The 18,843-nt window shown below is 59.9% G+C and carries 20 protein-coding genes and 2 pseudogenes; 7 read left to right on the forward strand and 15 right to left on the reverse strand.

All coding sequences use genetic code 11. From position 1 onward, the window contains the following. The first annotated feature begins 143 nt into the window (after positions 1-143). The gene (locus HMPREF2920_RS02805; protein ID WP_005510716.1) at positions 144-773 is read left to right on the forward strand and encodes a DUF4245 domain-containing protein; all 630 of its coding nucleotides are present in this window, start codon (positions 144-146) and stop codon (positions 771-773) included. A gap of 118 nt (positions 774-891) precedes the next feature. On the opposite strand, the gene HMPREF2920_RS02810 is transcribed toward HMPREF2920_RS02805, so the two are convergent. The 4 genes from HMPREF2920_RS02810 to HMPREF2920_RS02825 form a co-directional block, all read right to left on the reverse strand. Continuing rightward, positions 892-1,182, reverse strand: coding sequence for an exodeoxyribonuclease VII small subunit (locus HMPREF2920_RS02810; protein WP_070600920.1), 291 nt, complete (start codon positions 1,180-1,182; stop codon positions 892-894). Between the two features lie 61 nt (positions 1,183-1,243). Continuing rightward, positions 1,244-2,479, reverse strand: coding sequence for an exodeoxyribonuclease VII large subunit (gene xseA, locus HMPREF2920_RS02815; RefSeq protein WP_070600919.1), 1,236 nt, complete (start codon positions 2,477-2,479; stop codon positions 1,244-1,246). Between the two features lie 108 nt (positions 2,480-2,587). Next, positions 2,588-3,742 (reverse strand): DUF6542 domain-containing protein, encoded by a 1,155-nt coding sequence (locus HMPREF2920_RS02820; protein WP_070600918.1) that lies wholly within the window; start codon positions 3,740-3,742, stop codon positions 2,588-2,590. A gap of 80 nt (positions 3,743-3,822) precedes the next feature. Further along, on the reverse strand, positions 3,823-5,373 hold the full coding sequence (locus tag HMPREF2920_RS02825) for an AI-2E family transporter (protein ID WP_070600917.1): 1,551 nt from the start codon (positions 5,371-5,373) through the stop codon (positions 3,823-3,825). Positions 5,374-5,467: 94 nt separating this feature from the next. Between HMPREF2920_RS02825 and ychF the strand changes: the two genes are divergently transcribed. The 3 genes from ychF to erm all read left to right on the forward strand — a co-directional run bounded on the left by ychF (position 5,468) and on the right by erm (position 8,067). Then, on the forward strand, positions 5,468-6,550 hold the full coding sequence (gene ychF / locus HMPREF2920_RS02830; RefSeq protein WP_070600945.1) for a redox-regulated ATPase YchF: 1,083 nt from the start codon (positions 5,468-5,470) through the stop codon (positions 6,548-6,550). 20 nt (positions 6,551-6,570) lie between these two features. Next, on the forward strand, positions 6,571-7,059 hold the full coding sequence (locus HMPREF2920_RS10875) for a recombinase family protein (RefSeq protein ID WP_070600916.1): 489 nt from the start codon (positions 6,571-6,573) through the stop codon (positions 7,057-7,059). 153 nt (positions 7,060-7,212) lie between these two features. Further along, a complete protein-coding gene (gene erm / locus HMPREF2920_RS02840; protein WP_070600915.1) occupies positions 7,213-8,067 on the forward strand; it encodes a 23S ribosomal RNA methyltransferase Erm in 855 nt (284 codons plus the stop codon). 70 nt (positions 8,068-8,137) lie between these two features. Here erm and HMPREF2920_RS10880 read toward each other — a convergent pair whose 3' ends face one another. After that, positions 8,138-8,491: a type IIL restriction-modification enzyme MmeI gene (locus HMPREF2920_RS10880; protein ID WP_016423158.1), complete on the reverse strand. Its 354-nt coding sequence runs from the start codon at positions 8,489-8,491 to the stop codon at positions 8,138-8,140. A 412-nt stretch (positions 8,492-8,903) separates the two neighbouring features. Here HMPREF2920_RS10880 and HMPREF2920_RS02850 point away from each other — a divergent pair, with 412 nt between their 5' ends. Both HMPREF2920_RS02850 and HMPREF2920_RS02855 read left to right on the forward strand, forming a co-directional pair. Continuing rightward, positions 8,904-9,185, forward strand: a complete 282-nt coding sequence (locus HMPREF2920_RS02850) for a type II toxin-antitoxin system RelE/ParE family toxin (protein WP_049189367.1) — start codon at positions 8,904-8,906, stop codon at positions 9,183-9,185. Between the two features lie 34 nt (positions 9,186-9,219). Further along, positions 9,220-9,480, forward strand: coding sequence for a HigA family addiction module antitoxin (locus HMPREF2920_RS02855; RefSeq protein WP_049189394.1), 261 nt, complete (start codon positions 9,220-9,222; stop codon positions 9,478-9,480). 54 nt (positions 9,481-9,534) lie between these two features. On the opposite strand, the gene arfB is transcribed toward HMPREF2920_RS02855, so the two are convergent. The 9 genes and pseudogenes from arfB to HMPREF2920_RS02895 all read right to left on the reverse strand — a co-directional run bounded on the left by arfB (position 9,535) and on the right by HMPREF2920_RS02895 (position 17,927). After that, positions 9,535-9,978, reverse strand: a complete 444-nt coding sequence (gene arfB / locus HMPREF2920_RS02860; RefSeq protein WP_010187974.1) for an alternative ribosome rescue aminoacyl-tRNA hydrolase ArfB — start codon at positions 9,976-9,978, stop codon at positions 9,535-9,537. 31 nt (positions 9,979-10,009) lie between these two features. Next, positions 10,010-10,600 carry a putative glycolipid-binding domain-containing protein gene (locus HMPREF2920_RS02865; RefSeq protein WP_180950653.1) on the reverse strand — a complete coding sequence of 197 codons (591 nt, stop codon included), beginning with the start codon at positions 10,598-10,600 and terminating at the stop codon, positions 10,010-10,012. A 157-nt stretch (positions 10,601-10,757) separates the two neighbouring features. Next, positions 10,758-10,922: a hypothetical protein gene (locus tag HMPREF2920_RS10770; protein ID WP_160310014.1), complete on the reverse strand. Its 165-nt coding sequence runs from the start codon at positions 10,920-10,922 to the stop codon at positions 10,758-10,760. 205 nt (positions 10,923-11,127) lie between these two features. Continuing rightward, positions 11,128-13,020 carry a heavy metal translocating P-type ATPase gene (locus HMPREF2920_RS02870; RefSeq protein ID WP_049189368.1) on the reverse strand — a complete coding sequence of 631 codons (1,893 nt, stop codon included), beginning with the start codon at positions 13,018-13,020 and terminating at the stop codon, positions 11,128-11,130. Next, on the reverse strand, positions 13,017-13,376 hold the full coding sequence (locus HMPREF2920_RS02875) for a Cd(II)/Pb(II)-sensing metalloregulatory transcriptional regulator CmtR (protein ID WP_012359887.1): 360 nt from the start codon (positions 13,374-13,376) through the stop codon (positions 13,017-13,019). The genes HMPREF2920_RS02870 and HMPREF2920_RS02875 overlap by 4 nt, the downstream gene beginning before the upstream one ends. A gap of 82 nt (positions 13,377-13,458) precedes the next feature. Then, positions 13,459-14,525: pseudogene (locus tag HMPREF2920_RS02880) on the reverse strand (LLM class flavin-dependent oxidoreductase). Between the two features lie 361 nt (positions 14,526-14,886). Then, positions 14,887-15,429: a DUF488 domain-containing protein gene (locus HMPREF2920_RS02885; protein ID WP_049171224.1), complete on the reverse strand. Its 543-nt coding sequence runs from the start codon at positions 15,427-15,429 to the stop codon at positions 14,887-14,889. A gap of 189 nt (positions 15,430-15,618) precedes the next feature. Beyond that, positions 15,619-17,331 (reverse strand): SulP family inorganic anion transporter, encoded by a 1,713-nt coding sequence (locus HMPREF2920_RS02890; protein ID WP_070600914.1) that lies wholly within the window; start codon positions 17,329-17,331, stop codon positions 15,619-15,621. A 287-nt stretch (positions 17,332-17,618) separates the two neighbouring features. Then, the gene (locus tag HMPREF2920_RS02895; RefSeq protein WP_005510705.1) at positions 17,619-17,927 is read right to left on the reverse strand and encodes a hypothetical protein; all 309 of its coding nucleotides are present in this window, start codon (positions 17,925-17,927) and stop codon (positions 17,619-17,621) included. Between the two features lie 194 nt (positions 17,928-18,121). On the opposite strand from HMPREF2920_RS02895, the pseudogene HMPREF2920_RS10885 reads away from it, so the two are divergent. Next, a pseudogene (locus tag HMPREF2920_RS10885) lies at positions 18,122-18,220 on the forward strand (YtoQ family protein); the annotation flags it as partial. 16 nt (positions 18,221-18,236) lie between these two features. On the opposite strand, the gene HMPREF2920_RS10890 reads toward HMPREF2920_RS10885, so the two are convergent. Next, a complete protein-coding gene (locus tag HMPREF2920_RS10890) occupies positions 18,237-18,560 on the reverse strand; it encodes an amphi-Trp domain-containing protein (protein ID WP_049189370.1) in 324 nt (107 codons plus the stop codon). Positions 18,561-18,843 lie beyond the last annotated feature (283 nt).

Here is an 18,843-nt window from a genome sequence, read left to right on the forward strand (position 1 = left end):
ATCACGCGGTTATCAAAAGTTTGTTCCGGCGTCAGTTCGCTTGACGACGTCGACAGCGTCCGTCATCAAGTATTGCTAGCTGCAGCTGTGCGGGTGCGAATGATGACTAGGTTCGTTGCGGGGCCTTTGGCATACTTGAGCGCGTGGCGAATGAGAAACCTAGGATTTTGCAGGACAGTCGAGACATGATTCTCACCCTCGTGGTGATGTTTCTTGCGGTGGCTGTCACCATTGGCTTTACCGGCCTGTGCAGTTTTAACCCCGGGAAGCCGGAAAACGGTCCGGTGCACGAAGTCGATGCTGCCCCATTCGTGAACGTGGAGGCTCGGCGCGTGGACTATCCAGTTCGCCTGCCGAAGGTGCCTGAGGGCTGGACTTCAAACTCGACCCGCGCGGGTATGGCGGCGGGGAAGCAGACGACCATTATTGGCTATGTCACCGCTAGCGGAGCATTCATTCAGGTCACGCAAACAGATGCGGAAGCAGGTCAGCTGCCGGATGATGGTAAGAACCGTCTCCGGGACGGTACTACTGACGTGGAAGGTACAACCTGGACTAAGTATGAGCCGGCTGAGGACAACGTGCGTCGCGTATGGGTTGGGGACCTCGGTGACTCCCGCGCAATTATCGAGGGCACTGCCAACGACGAGGAGTTCACACAGTTGGCAGCGGCTATGCAGAAGGCCGAGCCAATCGATCCGGACGCGACAATGCCGGATTCGTCACAGCCGCAGCCGACTGCGTCCGAGATGCCGTCGGCACCAGCAAAGTAGGCCGAGTCGAGCACTCACCTGGAGTGGTAATCCCGACTAGAGCCATAAAATAGCTGAACTCAGCTATCAGCGAAGAGACGAGAAACGATATGAACCGACGATCGTTTCTCGTCTCTTTTTAGTCCTCATCGCCCACATTCTCGGCAGAAGCCGAGACATCCTGATTCTTGCTGGCCAAGGCGGCTTCAACCTTTGCCCGGGCGCCAGCCAAATGCTCCTCGCAGCGGCGGGCCAGCGCCTCGCCTCGCTCCCACAGCGCCAGGGATTCATCCAGGCTCATCTGTCCGAGTTCTAGGAGCTTGACGGTCTCGACGAGTGCATCTCGCGCCTGCTCGTAGCTCAGGTTCCCAACCGGTACCTGTTCCTCCGAAGAGGGAGCCTGACCCGCGCCGAAAACATTGTCATTCATTAGCGAATACGTCCTTCACATTTAGTAGTTAAAGCTTCAAGGTTGGAAAAGTCAGTGCTTATTAATTCGCCGGCTTCGTAGCTAGCGTCGCTGCAGAGATGGAGCCGTCACTGACGCGAATTCGCAGTTGGGAACCCATCGGAGCATCTGCAATAGAGGTCACAATCTGTGGTTCTGGCTGAGTAGCCGATTGTGCCTGCACGATGGCATAGCCGCGAGCGAGTGTGGCAGAGGGGCCAAGTGCTGAGACCTTGCCGCGCAATCCCGATACCGCTGCTTCCTCGCGTTCCAGACTGCGGTGAATGAGAAAACGCAGCCGATCCACCTGCGCCGTGACAAACTCTTCACGCACGTGGATGGGAGTGAGCGGATCGCGCAGTACCGGCCGCGACGTCAAATCCCGCAGGGTCGCTACTTCACGGTCAACCCATCGCCGCAGAGATGCTGAGGAGCGCTCACGCAGCTGTGCAATTAGGCGGCGTTCCTCAGCAGCATCGGGCACTGTTTTCTTCGCTGCATCCGTAGGTGTGGCAGCACGTAAATCAGCGACGTAATCCAACAGCGGAGTATCCGGCTCGTGTCCAATCGCAGAAACCACCGGTGTTGTCGCCTTACTCACCGCACGAATCAGCGCCTCATCTGAAAAGGGCAGCAAATCTTCGACGCTGCCACCGCCACGGGCGACGATGATGACATCGACCTCCGGGTCGGCGTCGAGCTGTGCCAGAGCCTCAATAATCTCCGGAACAGCCTTGGCTCCCTGCACAATTGTGTTGATTACCCGGAAATCCACCTCAGGCCAGCGGGCACCCGCAACCGAAAGCACATCGCGTTCAGCTGCCGAACCGCGACCGGTAATCAACCCGATCTTGTTGGGGAGGTAGGGCAGAGGGCGTTTCAGCCGTGAATCAAAAAGGCCTTCCGCCGCTAGCGCCTGGCGCAGCTGTTCCAGCCGTGCCAATAGTTGCCCCAAACCTACGGGCCTCCACTCCGTAGCCCACAGGGAAAACTGCCCCCGCCCGGCATAAAACGCAGGCTTACCCAAAACCACTACGCGGTCGCCGTTGCGCAACGGATTATTACGCAGTGCCGCAGTAGAACAAGTCACCGACACCGAAAACTCCGCGGAGGTGTCACGCAGAGTGATGTAGGAGAGCTTCCAACTCGGCTTGGAGTTGACCTGGGCGATTTCCCCCTCGACCCAAATCTGTCCAAGGCGCTCAATATAGTCCTTGACTAACTGGTTCAGGCGCCGAACCTGAACCGGTTTCTCGGCCGACGTTTCCAATTTCGACATACATCAACACTTACACGATGGGGGCGGATTACCCTGCTAATAAACGCAGGTTGCCCACAGGCTAAATTTGCCTGTGGGCAACTGTGACGGTAAAAGTGCAAGCCCGAGCTACTTGCGGTAACGAGACCTGCTATCGCGGCCGGTTATCCGCTCCTGGCGAGGGCGCTGCTGTCGCGGTGGCCACTCCTCGGTGCGGCGGTGGTTGCCCACTTGGCGTGCGGGGCTCTGTTGAGACTTTTCGGACGGAGACTCCGGTGAAGACTGTTCTCCCCACATCCGTGCCGTTCCTTCAGTTTGACGACGGGGAAACTCTGGCGTTGGCCGCTGCGGTGCGTTTGGCCTTTCAATCGGACGACGAGGCTGCTGTCTAGTCGAGTTCGGCGAAGTGGAATCCTGAGTGAACTGCGCCTGCCCCGGATGCGGGCGAGACTGCCAACGGGAGGTTGGCTGCTGAGCCCGCTGTGCGAAATTCGAGCGCTGCTGGGCACGCTCCCCAGAACGGTCAACTGGTCGCTTATGCAGTTGCTCGGCGTTGCGCGATGCCGAGTTGGCGTTCGCTGCAGGTCGGGCACCAGAACGAGAAGTCTCCTGCCGAGAGCGTGCAGCTTGCTGGCGCGCCTGGCGGCGAGCTTCGGCATCTCGGATAATGTCCGCAGCGGGACGTCGTGAAGCAGGACGTTCCTGGGTGCGAGAGGCGACCCGGCGATCAGATTCGGCGAGACGACGGCGAACCTGAGAGCTGGATTCGACAGCGGCTTCGTCACGGTGCTGGCGTTGTTTAGCGACCTTGCGCTGGGTGTTGAGGGATTTCTCCTGGGTGCGGGTGATTTCGAGGTAACGCCACACTGCGATGATGACACAGATAATCATCAAGACCAGCAGCCACGGGAACTGCTGGATGATGGGATATGCCGAGGTCACCAGGCGAGCGCGTTTAGAGGTTGTCGCGGTCGCGCCACCATTTTCAGGATCGGCGAGAGAACCGGTAAACCACGCTGTGAAAAAGGTGACAAGCGCGAACAAAATGGGGATTTGAGCGACGGTAACTACCAGACCGCGAGGAACCACCAACAGTGTTCCGGCCACAGCAGCCACGGCAAAAGCAATGAAGTAGGGCTTGCCAATTGAGCCGTTGGGAACAGAAAAGAGCAAACCAATAACGCCGGCCAGAAGCATCAGCAACGGCGGCACAAACATCGGCACGCGTGGAAGCAGGGGTTTGTTCCCACTGCCTTTACGGGTTATTGCTGATCTGTTCGACACGAATGCGTATCCTACCGGTTATTAGTGGTAAAAACGGGCAAGCCCTGTATATAGGCTCGCCCGTGTCTTGGAATCTGGCCTTACTTGTTTTTCTTAGAGAAAGACCCGGAGACTACTTCACTGATCTTGTGGAAGGCCTTGGTCATCGTTCCCTCTTCCTGCTTGGTCGGGCCAGCATCGGAGGAAACCTGACCGGCGGTGCGAGCATCTGCCTTCACAGCGCTCTCTGCAGAGCTGTCGGAGTCATCACCGCCCAGGCGGAACGAAGCCAGTCGGTCGCGCATCGCACGGCCGGCAGCTTCAATTTGAATACCCGAAATCGATCCGGCGTCCGTGGCGAACTCGATGTCCTTTGCGGTCTTGTCGCCCGTACGCAAATCTGTGAGGTCGCCGAGGTAGCGGAACCAGACTGCGACGACTGCGGTGACTGGCACCGCCAGGAAGGCGCCGATGATGCCGAAGATACCGCCACCGAGCAGAACGACCAGCAGGACGATTGCGGCGTGCAAGTCCATAGCCTTGGCTTGCAGGATTGGGGAGAGGATGTTGCCCTCGATTTGCTGGACAGCAATGATGATGAGCAATACGAGGATTGCTGTAGTCAGGCCGTTGGCGACGAGTGCGACTACCACTGCAATGAAGCCGGCGGTGAACGCACCGACAATAGGAATGAAGCCAGCGAAGAAAGTCACCACGGCCAGAACCATTGCCAGCGGCACATTCAAAATTGCAAGACCGGCACCGATGAAGACCGCGTCGATAAGCGAAACGATAGCCTGCGTGCGGATGTAGCCCGACAGCGTGTTCCAAGAGCGGGTGAGCACCTCCGTGAGGTGCCAGCCGAGACGACGTCCGGTCAGGCGGCGGAGCCATGGCAGGAAGTCCTGGCCGTCCTTGATGAAGAAGAACGTCAGAACCAACATTGCCATCAAGGTTACGGCGGCCGAGGAGACCACCGAGATGCCTTGGAAGACTGTGTTGGCGATATCGCCGGAGCGCTCCTGAAGCCATGTGGACCCCTGGTCCAGAGCATCGAGAATCTGCTCATCCTTGACGTTAAATGGCGGGGCCTGAATGATGTTCTGGACTTCTTGAATGCCGTCGGTGAACTGACGACGCAATTCTGGGAACTGCGACTGCACAGTCGGGGCGAGGAACGCGACAACGCCGCCAAGCACTGCCACCGCGCCTAGGATGACCGTCAGTGCGGCGAGTGCGCGGGGCCAGCGGTGCTTCATCAGGAACACTGCGGGCGGAGCCAGCACCGTGGAGACAATCAGGGCCAACAGAATCGGCAGAACGCCAGCCCAAATCTTTCCCAGAATCATAGCGCTGACGTACAGCGCCGCTGCGGTGATGAGGAAACGCAGGCACCAACCTGCGAACCACCGGGCGCCCTCGCCAATGACATCGGCGCGGTCGATGGACTCGGAGTCATTTTCGCTCATAAGCTCATCGAGATTCTCAGCATCTTCCGGCAAATCCGGTTGCGTTACCGCTGACTTATGGGCGTCGGAGGGGATAGACAGAGACTGTTCTACACGCAGAGGCTCCGATCCCATTACGTGATCGATAGCGTCTTTTTCGGACTGCGCAGTCCACTCTTCGCCTTCATTGGGTTTATTGCTCACATATTCATTATGGGGGTTCGGAGGGGATAGCGGGCAACTTCACGAAGTTAGGGCGAGTTCAAATCTGTCTCCCCAAGCCCGTAAGATGGGCAATGTGAGTCTTACACTTGGAATCGTCGGTCTGCCCAATGTCGGAAAGTCAACCCTGTTTAACGCCTTGACACGCAACGATGTGCTGGCTGCGAATTATCCGTTCGCCACCATCGAGCCGAACGTCGGCGTTGTGGAGCTTCCCGATCCCCGTTTGAATAAGCTCGCCGAAATTTACGGCTCCGAGCGTATTCTTCCGGCTACGGTGTCGTTTGTGGACATCGCCGGCATCGTCAAGGGTGCATCGGAGGGCGAAGGTCTAGGTAACAAGTTCCTCGCCAACATCCGCGAGGCTGACGCTATCTGTCAGGTCGTCCGTGTCTTCAATGATGATGACGTTGTGCATGTCGACGGCAAGGTTGACCCGGCCTCTGACATCGGTGTGATTGAAACCGAGCTCATCCTGGCTGATATCCAGACTATTGAGAAGGCGCTGCCGCGTCTGGAAAAGGAAGCCAAGAAGGATAAGGAAAAGGTCGGTGAGGTTGAAGCCGTCAAGCAGGCTCTTGCCGTACTGGAAGAAGGGCGCACTCTCTTCGCTGCTTCCGATGATGTGAAGCTCTCCGCTCTGCGCGAGCTGCACTTGCTCACCGCAAAGCCGTTCCTCTACGTCTTCAACGCTGACGAGGAAGTGCTTGCCGACGAGGACCGCCGCGCGGATCTGGCCGCTGCTGTGGAACCGGCGGACTGTGTGTTCCTCGACGCCAAGGCTGAGTCGGACCTTCTGGAGCTGGATGAGGAATCCCGCAATGAGCTCCTGGCTGAAATTGGCCAGACCGAGCCGGGTCTGCATTCGCTTGCTCGCGCTGGTTTCCGCACTCTTGGTCTGCAGACTTACCTGACCGCTGGCCCGAAGGAGTCTCGCGCCTGGACCATTCCGAAGGGTGCTACGGCCCCGCAGGCTGCCGGCGTGATTCACACTGACTTTGAGCGTGGCTTCATTAAGGCTGAAATTGTGTCCTTCAGTGATCTGGTCGAGGCCGGTTCGATTGCCGAGGCAAAGGCTAAGGGGAAGGTCCGCCAGGAGGGCAAGGACTACATCATGCACGACGGCGACGTGGTGGAGTTTCGTTTCAATGTAACCTGAGGCGCGCTAGTGTTAGCGGCATGACAACACGTGCTGCTATTTACCTCCGTATCTCGCTCGATGCTGCCATGGACGGCCTCGCCATCGACCGGCAGCGCCAGGACTGCGAAGCCCTTGCCGAGCAACGCGGCTGGGACGTCGTGCATACCTACGTCGATCAGTCGATCTCCGCGTCGAAGAAGGACGTGGACCGCCCCGACTACGACGCGATGGTGGCGTCCTTTGAGCGCGGCGAGATCGACGCGATCATTTGCTGGGACCTCGCTGGACAGTCCGATCGGTCGGACAGAATTACTCCCGCACCCCAGCGTAATCAGGGGTGCACCTTAAAAACATTCGGAGGTGGGGGTAACTCCCCCTCGTTGCCCAGAGACAAAATACGCCAGTGGCGTCTGTATGACGCCCCGAAGGTAGGACAAATTCCAATCCAGAGAGGTCTTGCACTGTTGCGGTGCGGTTGTCTTCTTTCTCACCGTATTGGACCCTGCGAAATTAATTGGATACGATAGGCCCATGTTGATTTCAGGTTCCGTTTTCATGCGGCCGCCCACCAGCCGCTAAGGCGGTTTTCTCCCTCCCGCAGGTTAGAAACCGCTCCGGTCCTTTAGCCGGGCGGCTATTTGTCATGCCCGGCTCCCTTTCAAATCCAAGGAGCACACCTGATGTCTGCATACGGACACGGCCGTCACGAGCATGGCCAAAATTTTCTCACCAACCACAAGATCATCAACTCCATCATCGACCTTGTGAAACAAACCTCCGGCCCCATCATTGAGATCGGGCCAGGAAGCGGTGCCCTCACTCACCCGATGGCCCACTTGGGGAGGGCGATAACGGCAGTTGAGGTAGACGCAAAACTAGCTGCCAAACTCACAAAAAAGACCGCCTCGGCGGCGGTCGAAGTGGTCCATGATGATTTCCTTAACTTCCGGTTACCCGCCACTCCCTGCGTCATTGTGGGAAACATTCCCTTTCACCTCACCACTGCCATTCTTCGAAAGTTGCTGCATGCGCCGGCATGGACTGACGCTGTACTCCTCATGCAGTGGGAAGTCGCTCGCCGCCGGGCCGGGGTAGGTGCAAGCACGATGATGACAGCTCAGTGGTCCCCATGGTTCACGTTTCACCTTGGTTCCCGAGTACCAAGGTCTGCTTTCCGGCCACAGCCAAACGTTGACGGGGGGATCTTAGTGATCCGCCGGGTGGGTGACCCGAAGATCCCGATAGAGCAACGCAAAGCCTTTCAGGCGATGGTGCACACCGTTTTCACCGCCCGGGGACGCGGGATAGGGGAAATTCTCCGAAGGGCAGGGTTGTTTTCATCACGTTCAGAGACACAATCATGGTTGCGCTCGCGAGGAATCGACCCCGCAACCCTACCTCCCAGATTGCACACCAGCGACTGGATCGATCTCTTCCAGGTGACTGGTTCCTCTTCACCGCGCCATCGGCCCATTTCACAATCGGGAAGTAGTCAACGCCCTCCTCAACGGAAAAATCGAGGCCGGCGGCGGTAATCCCCCCACCACCAAAACCGAAATCCACCAGTAGTAGTGAACGACCCATGTTCGTCTACCGTGAGCCGCGTTATGGCAGTGACGTGTTCTCGTCGGGCACAGTCATAGTTCCCGGCGTTGCCAGCGACAGGGTTCTACACCCAGCAGCGGGACCGATCAAAATCACCCGCACGGGGAACGACCCTGCTGGTGGTTTCGATTTTGATGAAAGCGAGGAGACATAGCCCCTCGCCAACTCCCCGTAGCTGGCGAACAGTAGCTCCTGGCGCTGGCGCTCGTTGGTGAGTTTGCGTGCCACATCGAAAGCCTTATCGACTTCCCGGTCCAAGTTGTTGTGGGCCTTGAGCAGAATTGGGTCCATCGATAACGGGTTGTAGTGCTCCGCGAGTGACCGCTGGGGGTGCCGCTCGCGTGCCCGCAGCACCAACTGTCCAGCGTCGATGATTCGCTGCTGCGCCTTCTCATCTAGTTCACACAGAGCTGGTCCGCAGTTGTAGCTCCCGATGTACTCCGAAAAACGGAAAAAATAAATAGTGGGGATACATCAACCTTCCACTTTCCATTCTTCCGGCTCAGAGTATTGAGGGGTCTGGGACCGGGTCCGTAAACCCTTTATGTTTTTCGCGCACAGCGGTTTTTAGCGACGCACCCTATAGGTTTTCCGCAGAACCTATATGTGTTTCTGTGCACCCCCATATGTTGTCTGTTTCTAGCGGTATTTCGTTGCTACTTCCGCACTTGCGAATAAAATGGTTATTTATCGCCGACACTCCGTGGAGTTCAAATTTAACGTGTAGCGTTATTGACGCTTCGCGTTATGGGGGATAGGGTGAAGCATGATCCAGTCGTTCGCTGACAAGGACACTGAGCGTTTGTGGAATCGAGAGCGAGTTCGCTCGATCGATTCCCGCATTCACTCAGTAGCGCTGCGCAAGCTTCGCCAGCTTGGGTACACGCAGACTCTTGATGAGTTACGGATTCCCCCGGGAAACCGGCTCGAGGCGTTGAAAGGTGATCGGCGGGGTCAGTTCAGCATTCGAATCAACGACCAGTGGCGGATCTGTTTTCGTTGGTCCGCCGCGGGGCCAGAGGAGGTTGAGATCGTTGACTACCACTGACAAGCTCCCTCCGGTTCACCCCGGTGAGATCCTCATGGAGGACTTTCTCAAGGAAATGGGGATCACCCAGCACAAGCTCGCAGTCTCCATCGGCGTTCCGCCCCGCCGGATCAACGAAATTGTTCACGGTAAGCGGGCTGTAACCGCGGACACTGCTCTTCGCTTGGCTAAGTTCTTCGGAATGAGCCCCCAGTTCTGGCTCGGGTTACAGACTCAATATGACTTGGACGTTGCGGAAGACAAGATCCTCTCGGAAATCGAGCGGATTCAACCGGTCCAAGCTGTCTCAGCGTAGCGGTTACCCGAACCAGGTCCGTCAGCGTGAGGATATGCATGCGGATGGTTCGAACTAGGGAATTTGGGGCCGCCGTCGCGTGGACTTGAGTTCCGAGCGCCGCTTTTTCGCTTCGAGACGGCGTCGCACCGAGCTCCGCGTCGGCTTGGTCCTGCGCCGCGGGGGAGGAGGCGGAGCGAGCGCCTCGCGCAAGAGGGCGGCCATGCGTTCGCGTGCCTCGGCGCGGTTGCGTACCTGCAATCGCTGGGTCGATGCGGTAACGGTAAGGACGGTGCCGTCTAGGCGGTGCTCGTGGTTGTGGAGGACGCGGCGACGCTGGGCGTCGGAAAGCGATGAGCACGTAGCGATATCGACGGAAAGCTGCACTTTGCTGTCCGTAGTATTGACGCCTTGGCCGCCTGGTCCCGACGACTTCGCGAACCGCTCCGTCAGGTCGGCGGCGACGATGACCAGACCCCCGGGGATCCCTGGGCCAGGCGCGATGGTCAGGTCGTTCATACCGCCCAGCTTAGTTAGAGTTGTTTCCGGATCAGACCCGCCGTGCGAGATCAGGGTAGTGTACGACCACGCCGTCACCGTCGACCTCCAACTCGACGTCGACTCCCCGTGTTCCGCTTTTGTATCGGACAGTTTCAGCATCGACGGAGCTGTAGTACTGGTCTGATGCGATCACCTGGAGGGACGGTATATCAATCCAAGCCATGATCAGCTGCGTTTTCGGGACCTGAGTCTCAAGCAGCGTCAAGCGACGAATAGGCATTGTGTTGGTGAGAGGGCACAGACCGAGATCGCAATCGAGTGCGGCTTTCAGGTCGGCTGACTGGACGATACCGGGGGAGGGCAGATCTTCAGGCTGGGCGCCCTCTTCATTGGTTTCCGCCGACCACACGCCTTGCTCGGACCTAAACAGCTCGAGGCTTCGCCCCCATCCGTCGCCTTCAACGTTCACCGACACACGTTCGGTCACCCAGTTCTCCGCGGCGCGCAGCTCCCACGTGGCCTTGTATCCATCGCCGTATTGCACTCCGGAAGCGGTCAAACCGGCTCCTAAAAAATGAACTGCGGCCTCGTTCCGGATGAGGGGAGTCTTGACATGCTCCCACTTATACGTGCGCTCCATGGTGAGGATTTTACCACGCTTGATGGTGCGAAAAGGCAGGTAGCTTTCGACTGAAACTCGGTCGAGTTCAAATTCAACGTTTAACGCGGGCAGCCGCCGCCGGATTCTCGGTGGCGATTCCGGCCCGAACCTCGGGGACATTCTCGCGCTTCCTCATCTACGTGAGCTCCGCGATTCCGGCCAGCTCACCGCTGCCCCCATCTTCGATAGTTTGAGCGAGCTCGACCACGACCATCTGATCTGGTGCACTGGTTTCCGTCCGGCCCTCGGCCCATTCCGCCACCTCATGCGCGACCGCGAAACCGCGGTGAAGAATCTCCATCTAGTTGGTTACGGCAACTGGACCGGCGACGGTTCGGCAACCCTGATAGGTGTCGGGTCCTTTTGCTAAATACGCTGCCTAGGTAGTCGCGGGTCGTGTCGATGAAGCGCGGCATCAAAAGTTTTGAGACGACGCTTGGTCCCTGAGCAGCTCGATCCTTCAAAGATCCGCGCTGGAGAGCCAGCGCGCTGGGCGAAGGTGCGCCTCAGCGCTTCGCTCGCGCAGCCCGCAGGCCGTTCAAGATCACGATAACTTCAGCGACCTCGTGAACCAATACGACGGCGGCCAGACCCAGCACGCCGCTGATCGCCAGCGGCATCAACACGATGATGATGGCCAGAGACAGCACGATGTTCTGGTTAATAATCCTGCTGCCTCGACGGGCGTGCTGCAGCGCCTGCGGGATCAACCGGAGGTCGTGGCCGGTGAAGGCGACGTCAGCGGACTCGATTGCGGCATCAGAGCCGGTCGCTCCCATTGCTATGCCCACCGTCGCGCCCGCCAGCGCAGGAGCGTCGTTGATGCCGTCGCCAATCATCGCCGTCGGCGTCTTGGAGGAGAGCTCGGCGACGATGCTTGCCTTGTCCTCCGGGCGCAGCTCAGCGCGCACATCGTCGATTCGGGCGATTTCAGCCAGAGCCCGGGCGGTGCGAGCGTTATCGCCGGTGAGCATGCTCACTTCCACGCCGTTGGCGTGCAGGGTCTGCACAGCTTCGGGTACCTCGGGCCGCAGCTCGTCGCGGACCCCGATCGCCCCGGCGAGAGCGTCATCGACGGTGACAAGGACGCAGGTCTGGCCCTCGGACTCCATGCGCTCAACGTCTGCCTTCAGTGGCCCGGCGTCGATCCACCGGGGACTGCCCACAAGTACCCGTCGACCTTCGACGGTGCCGCCGATGCCATGCCCGGCTTCCTCGCTGATGTCCAAGGCAGCGGGCGCTTCGGGCCCCGCTGCCGCGATCGCAGCGGCGAGGGGGTGCGTCGATTGCTGCTCAACTGCCGCCGCGAAAGCAAGCACCTGAGCCCGATCGAATCCGTCTGCCGGGACCACGTCGGTAACCTCGGGCTGGTTGCGGGTAAGGGTTCCGGTCTTGTCCACCGCCAGGTGGCGGATGCCGCCGAGTCGCTCGAACGCCGCGCCGGATTTGATGACCACGCCGAACTGGCTGGCCGCGCCGATCGCGGCCACGACCGTCAGCGGCACCGAGATTGCCAGCGCACACGGCGATGCTGCGACCAGGACCACCAACGCGCGGGTGATCCACGTCTCGGGGTCGCCCAGCAGCGAGCCAATCACGCCGACCAGCACCGCCAGGATCATCACCCCGGGCACTAGGGGTTGGGCAATCCGGTCGGCGATCCGGGCGCGGTCGCCCTTTTCCGCCTGCGCCTGCTCGACCAGGTCCACGAGTGTGGTCAGCGAGTTGTCCGTTCCAGCTGCGGTCGTCTCGACCTCCAGCACGCCGGCGGAGTTGATTGCTCCCGCGGGCACCTCGTCGCCGGGCGCAACCTCCTCCGGAATGGATTCTCCGGTGATCGCTGAGGTGTCAAGGCTGGAGCGCCCAGACCGAATGATGCCGTCCGTGGCGATCCGCTCTCCGGGGCGCACGAGCATCAGCTCGCCAGCCACGAGATCCTTCGCTGCGACCTCGACCGTCGTACCGTCGCGCAGCACCGTCGCGGTCTGCGGTACCAATTTCAACAGTGCCCGCAGTCCGCCCTGGGCCCGGTCCATCGCCTTGTCTTCCAGTGCCTCGGCGATCGAGTACAGGAACGCTAGCGCCGCCGCCTCTCCGACGTAACCGAGGATTACCGCGCCGACCGCGCTGATCGTCATCAGCAAACCAATGCCGAGCTTGCGCTTCGTGGCAAGGTTCCGGATAGCGCCGGGCGTGAACGTATACGCCCCTAGCAGCAGGCCGATCCAGAACAGAACTGTCGCGGGTGTCTCTAGTCCGGACCAGTCCAGCGCCAGACCTATGCAGAGGGCTACGCCGGAGAAGATCGGCAGTAGCAACTCGGGGTCCTTCCACCATGGCCGATCGAGATCTTCGATCTCCGTGGCTGGTTCGTGTTCGCATCCACATGCTGAACTCATGCGTCCGCTCCTTTTCCGTCGCAGCCGGGCACCGAGCACTCAGGGTCGATGCACGGGGCGTTTTCGTCGACAGCCAACGTCGCGTTCACTAGTGCGTTGAGCGCTGTCGCGAGGTGCGGATCGGCGATTTCGTAGCGTGTCTTGCGGCCCTCCGGCTCGGCGACGACGATGCCGCAGTCACGCAAGCAGGTCAGGTGGTTCGAGACGTTCGAGCGGGTCAGGTCCAGGTCGCGCGAAAGCACGGCCGGGTAGCTCGGGCCGTCGAGTAGGGTGATCAGGATTCTGGAGCGCGTCGGATCCGCCATGGCCCGGCCGAGCCGGTTCATGACGTCGAGGCGTGAAGCAATAGTCAGCATATACTGAACTATACAGCAATTACTGAACTATTCAACACGCACTGAACTGACATTGAAGCGAAGAGCTTGCGAACTGCAGGAATTAGTCGATGAGATAGCCGGTAACTGGGCCTTCGTGATTCGGCTGCCAACCCAACGCGGGGGCGACATGCGTGGCGAAGTTGTCCAAGATCTTCACGTTGACGTCGACGCCATCCCGGTGGGGATGGTGATGAGCAGGGTGTCGGCGGACATGACGGCGGCGTCGGCTTTGAGCTGCTCAATGAGTTTGTCCGGCTCGGCGGCATAGGTGCGGCCGAAGGTGGAGGCGCCGACGTCGGGAAGCATGCCCACCTGATCGGAGCCGGAGGCCTGCATGCCGAACAACTGCATGTCCGCGCCGTCGACGATGGGGAAGATAGAGCGGGACACCGACACGCGCGGCGTCCAATCGTGGCCCGCCTTCTTCCACGCGGCGCGATAGCGGCTGATCTGATCCGCCTGGATTTCGCCCAGAGTCTCGGCGGTGGTCTCGGAGACCAGGGTGGAGGACATCAGGTTGAGCCCGTCCTTGGCGGTTTGCTCGGCAGAAGCGTGGGTGCCGGAGCCGTAGAAAATATGCTTACGCAGCTCGGGCGCCATGGGGAAGACCGGCAGGGCGGAGCCGGGTTGGAATATGTTGGGGTACTGCCGGTCCAGCGGTGCGGCGGTGGCGAATCCGTTGCCGTCCACTGCAGCCATGAACGCCTCGAGGTGGGCTCGCGCCACGTCCGCGCCGTTGGGCGCTTTACCCCAGTAGCCGAAGGCCTCCCAGCCGCGGTCAGCCACCTCGGGGGCGCCGCGCGAGATGCCCAGGGCCACGCGGCCACCGGAAATTTGGTACAGCGACGCGGCCTCTTCGGCGAGGTAGAGCGGGTTTTCATAGCGCATGTCGATGACACCGGTGCCCACCTCGATGTGTTTGGTAGTGGCCGCGACAGCACCCAGCAGCGGCATCGGGGCGGAGGCCTGCGGCGCGAAGTGGTGGACACGAAAGGACGCGTTGTTCACGCCGATTTCGTCCGCAGCCTGGGTGATCTCCAGATGAGTCTTGGCGATCTTTTCTGCAGATGGCCCGCGCTAGCTGCCGAAGGCGTAATGCCCGAAGCTTAAGAAGCCGAACGCTTTCATTGGATAACACTCCTTTTGATGGTGTTAACGAGAGGGGGTAACTTTGCAACGAGATGCCGTGGAGTTCAAGCTCGACGTCTAGGGCCGTGGCAAGTCGGTAGTACGTTTTTCGATTCGACGCTTTGGGGCACACTACCGGGGTTGCCGGTGCTCTTCTTAGATTGCGCGGTTCAGATTTCCTAACCTAAAGCTCGTTTGAGCGTGCTATCCGCTGGTGTGCCTCCGATGCTGCTGCTCATAAGGTGGTGGGCGCTCCATGAATACAAGGCGTAAGTCGCGCCTTAGGTCAGGCCGAGGAGGATGCCGTGGCTCACTGGGTCGTAGTCCGAGTTTCCGCACCCACTGGCCTCTGGTGTACGCGCTAGCCCCGCTCGGGGTAGCGCACGAGGAGATCGTTGCCGATGACTGCGCCGTCGTTGAGCGTTGCCTCGCTCACCTTCGCCCCGGCTGCACCCAGACCCATAATGTGGCCAACCTCGTCACCGTGGGCGATGAGGTGGTCGGCGATGATACGCCGGTGGCAGCGCCACCACACCGCCTCGGCGCACATGATTGCGGTGGGGGTTTCCGCGGCGTTCGCCCGTAGCTGCGAGATTGCGTCGGAGAACTCCTCGCCCAGCGCATGGTCGGCGTAATTGTGGAAGCTGCGGTTACGCCAGTTGCCGTTAACCTCAAACGGCACCGAGTGGGACACGTTGCGCCGCCCGGTGAGGCCCTCGCTTCTGCTGTAAGTGATGCCACATGTAGGAAGGTGTTCGGCAAGGTAGTCGCCGTTGAACCACGGGTACTTCCTGGATCCGGGCAGCTTGCGCACATCCACGATGGATGCCACACCGGCAGCTTTGATCATTTCAGCGAAGTCCTCGAACTCGAGGTTGGAGTGGCCCACGGTGAAAATGCGCATGTCGCCAATGCTACGCGCCAAGCGGTTACACCCACATCGGCTTCACGAATGAGAAGGTGACTTTGCAACGACACGTCGTGGAGTTTAAGTGCAACGTGTAAAGGTTTTTCAAGCATCGCGCGATGGGGACGTGGACCCACGATTGCAGGGTCGACTGCGACGGAGTGACCATTGTCTGGCTCAGCCAAGCTATTGACTCTGCGATGCTGCGGGTGCGCCATCAGACTCTTCGTGCTGAATGCGTGAGGCATGCAGTCGGGCGTGGGCGATGGCGTCAGGGGTGTTGTCGAAGACGTGATTCTCGTGTGCAAGCTGGTCGAATACGCCGAGTTCGCGCAACACCGGAAAATGTTCGGGCTTCGTGGCTGCGAGCAGGACTCTGGTACCGCGGCGTTCGAGGCGCCCGATTGTGTCGGCGAGCATCTGGGCGCCGGTGGCATCGATCGTCGTGACGTAGCGCATGCGGAGTACGACAACCTTGACCGACGAGGCATCAGCGAGCTCGAGGAGGAAATCGTGCGCTGCGCCAAAGAAGAGAGGGCCTTCCATACGGAAGGCGGCGATGTGCTCGTCGAGGAGCTCGCGTTCCTTGTCGCGGTGGTCTCCCTCGTCTAGTGGGGCGGCTTCCAACACCGCAGTGCGGGCGGTCTCGCGCAGTGCGAAGAAGCCCGCCATTACAAGGCCGATGAGTACGGCGACGACAAGGTCGAACACGACGGTGGCGGCAGCTGTGATGAGCAGGGTCGCCCCGTCGCCCTTGGTGGCGCGTATCACCGAGCGGAGGTTCCGCGGGTGGATCATCTGAATCGCAGTGGCGATGAGCACGCCGGCGAGCGCGGCGAGAGGAATCTCGCCCACCCACCGGGCCGCGACGAGCACGGCCACGAGCAGGAGCAGCGAATGGAACACCGCTGCCAGGCGTGTGCCTGCGCCTGCACGCACGTTGACGGCAGTTCGGGCAATCGCGGCGGTTGCGGGAATCCCGCCGAACAGGGGCGCGACGACGTTGGCCACGCCCTGCCCGAAGAGTTCGCGGTCGGGATCGTGCCGGTCGCCGACAGTCATTGCGTCGGCAACCGTCGCAGACAGCAACGATTCCAGCGCACCGAGAGCTGCGACGGCGACCGCTGCAAACAGCAAGGAATCCAGGTGCTCCCACGGAATCTCTGGCCAGCGCGGAGCAGGCAATGTCGACGGGATGTAGCCGATTGTCTTCAGGCCGCTGTCTGCCAGCATGTTGATGGCCGTTGCTGCAGCTACCAACACTAGCGCCGCGGGGAAGCCACTACGGACGCGCGCAGCAAGCACGATTCCAGCCGCTACTGCAAGGGTCATCACGGGCGCCTGCCATGCCGGAGTATCTAACCAAGCATTGATTGAGCCCCACGCCAACCCGAGGACTTTCTCGCCCTCCACGTCAACACCAAGTGCTGCAGGCAGCTGTTGTAAGCCGATGATTAACGCAATACCGGCGGTGAAACCTTCGACGACAGGTAGTGGCATGTACTTCATCGCGCGGCCAGCGCCGGTGAACGCCAGTACGAGCAGCATGAGCCCTGCCAGCACGCCGACGACGAGAACCCCATCGGCACCATGGTTGGCCACGATGGGGATTAACACGACGGTCATTGCGCCGGTCGGGCCGCTTACTTGGACGTTACTACCGCCGAAGATCGCGGCCAGGATACCCGCAACGATGGCCGTCGTAATTCCGGCCGCCGCGCCGACACCGGACGCAACGCCGAAGCCGAGCGCGAGAGGGAGTGCGACGAGGGCCACCATGAGGCCTGCCGAGAGGTCGCGCCCAATCGTCGCGCGGGACCAGTCCGAGCGGCGCGGTGCGAAACGCAGGGCACGAGATTGGAAGCCCACCGTAGAGGCGGCGGAGGAGGGGCGGGTCATGCTACTTTCTTGCTCCTTCAGGGCTCAATGACACTCAAAGGATACACAAGGTATCATCCTCCGACGGCCGCATTCCCGGTTCTGGCCGAGGCCTCATGTCGACGGAATAAAACTTCCTGACCTGGCGGGAGTTCGCTGGAGCGTTGTCGCGGTGCTTGGAGTGACGCGTGTGAGCCGGTGTCCGAAGAGCAGACAGCCCGGGAGAATCGGTACCAGTGCCATACAGTGCGCGACACCACTGCTCATAGGACGGGCCCGACGGCGGGCTGGGGGGGGGCGAGGACCGGCTACCGGATTCGGGCTTTCGCGGCGACGAGCAGCAGGGCGGCATGGTCGACTTCGCCGTTTTTGATCTCGCGATTGAGCTTGTGTAGCACCACGGGGCAGCGCAGGCAGCGGATGCCGGATTTGCAGCACTTCTTCTTCGGCGTCATCGCAGCCAGTTTAAAGGGGTCCTTGCCGGCGAGCTTTTTCGCGGCTTTGGCCTCGGCCTTCGAGTATTCGGGCAGGCGTAGCGAGGTCGTTGCCGCAGCCTTCTTCTTGGCTTTGGCGGCGTCCTTCTTCTTGCCCTTGTCGCCTTTCTTGCCCTTGGCCATGCGCGTTCCCTTCGTCGCGAATTTTCCTGAATTAGGTTAGCGTCACCTCATGCGATGTGGGGAGGCGTGGGTGCCTGACGGGTGTAATTGGGTGTTGCTTGACGACGGCTTGCTTGTCGGCCAGTGCCGCAGCGGTAAATGACAGCCAAAGGACGCAAAACCGACCAAAACGACTCAGGTCTGTTTACTGTGACCTGCGGAAATGGCGAGCGGTAGTGAGTTGTTTCGGCGACCAGTACAAACAGTGGAACGCCGCCTTCGATGCAGGTTACTGTGCTGCGCGGAACAAACCGGACAGCAACAAGCCCGCTAGGAGATTGCGAAGCCAGATGCTGGTCCAGGTTTTTCAACGGGCTCGCCAGCCTCGTCGACCATCCAGTCAATTTCCAGCTCCAGCTCGCGCTCGATGCCAGCACGCTTTCGAGAATCGACGACTTCCATCGTGGTATTAAACGATGTCGGCATGGTCATCGTCACCGCGGACTCGCCAGTGCCGAGAGTCATTTCCCCGGCGCGGATGCGAGCTGCCAGCGTCTCCAGTAGATCCGCGAGCTCATCGCGGTTGAAGCTTGCCTTGCTCTTCACCAGCTTTTGATTCTTCGGGGGCGTAATCTTTTTAGGTTTCGGTGCCATGTCTTTACTTACCTTTCCAGCCGTGTCGGTATTTGTGCAGTGCGGAGAATTGGCCGTCACTCCACACTGTCTTTGAAGATGGTCTAGAAAGCTTTCAGGAAGCTTATCCATCTCCATTATCCCAATAAAAGTAGTTATTACCAGGAGAAATAATAAGAGGCTAGAAATGTCTATAGGTAGGTTATAAATTGTGGAAAATCCCTACGCTATGCTCTGGGGTGCAAGGTCCTAAGTGCCTTAGGTGAGGAGCTTTAGTAACGGCGCCCTTGGAAAGTGCTTCAAA

This window comes from Corynebacterium sp. HMSC075F02, from assembly GCF_001838335.1.
Lineage (GTDB): Bacteria > Actinomycetota > Actinomycetes > Mycobacteriales > Mycobacteriaceae > Corynebacterium > Corynebacterium jeikeium_D.

Excerpts from the sequence above, each read along its gene's own strand:
- arfB (WP_010187974.1), bottom strand. The coding sequence starts at position 9,978 with ATGAACGACCTGACCATCGCGCCTGGCCCAGGGATCCCCGGGGGTCTG.
- HMPREF2920_RS02890 (WP_070600914.1), bottom strand. The coding sequence starts at position 17,331 with ATGACCCGCCCCTCCTCCGCCGCCTCTACGGTGGGCTTCCAATCTCGT.
- erm (WP_070600915.1), top strand. The coding sequence starts at position 7,213 with ATGTCTGCATACGGACACGGCCGTCACGAGCATGGCCAAAATTTTCTC.
- HMPREF2920_RS02850 (WP_049189367.1), top strand. The coding sequence starts at position 8,904 with ATGATCCAGTCGTTCGCTGACAAGGACACTGAGCGTTTGTGGAATCGA.
- HMPREF2920_RS02895 (WP_005510705.1), bottom strand. The coding sequence starts at position 17,927 with ATGGCCAAGGGCAAGAAAGGCGACAAGGGCAAGAAGAAGGACGCCGCC.
- HMPREF2920_RS10770 (WP_160310014.1), bottom strand. The coding sequence starts at position 10,922 with ATGGAGATTCTTCACCGCGGTTTCGCGGTCGCGCATGAGGTGGCGGAA.
- HMPREF2920_RS02875 (WP_012359887.1), bottom strand. The coding sequence starts at position 13,376 with ATGCTGACTATTGCTTCACGCCTCGACGTCATGAACCGGCTCGGCCGG.
- HMPREF2920_RS02865 (WP_180950653.1), bottom strand. The coding sequence starts at position 10,600 with ATGGAGCGCACGTATAAGTGGGAGCATGTCAAGACTCCCCTCATCCGG.
- xseA (WP_070600919.1), bottom strand. The coding sequence starts at position 2,479 with ATGTCGAAATTGGAAACGTCGGCCGAGAAACCGGTTCAGGTTCGGCGC.
- HMPREF2920_RS02855 (WP_049189394.1), top strand. The coding sequence starts at position 9,220 with ATGGAGGACTTTCTCAAGGAAATGGGGATCACCCAGCACAAGCTCGCA.
- HMPREF2920_RS02810 (WP_070600920.1), bottom strand. The coding sequence starts at position 1,182 with ATGAATGACAATGTTTTCGGCGCGGGTCAGGCTCCCTCTTCGGAGGAA.
- HMPREF2920_RS02885 (WP_049171224.1), bottom strand. The coding sequence starts at position 15,429 with ATGCGCATTTTCACCGTGGGCCACTCCAACCTCGAGTTCGAGGACTTC.
- HMPREF2920_RS10875 (WP_070600916.1), top strand. The coding sequence starts at position 6,571 with ATGACAACACGTGCTGCTATTTACCTCCGTATCTCGCTCGATGCTGCC.
- HMPREF2920_RS10890 (WP_049189370.1), bottom strand. The coding sequence starts at position 18,560 with ATGGCACCGAAACCTAAAAAGATTACGCCCCCGAAGAATCAAAAGCTG.
- HMPREF2920_RS02870 (WP_049189368.1), bottom strand. The coding sequence starts at position 13,020 with ATGAGTTCAGCATGTGGATGCGAACACGAACCAGCCACGGAGATCGAA.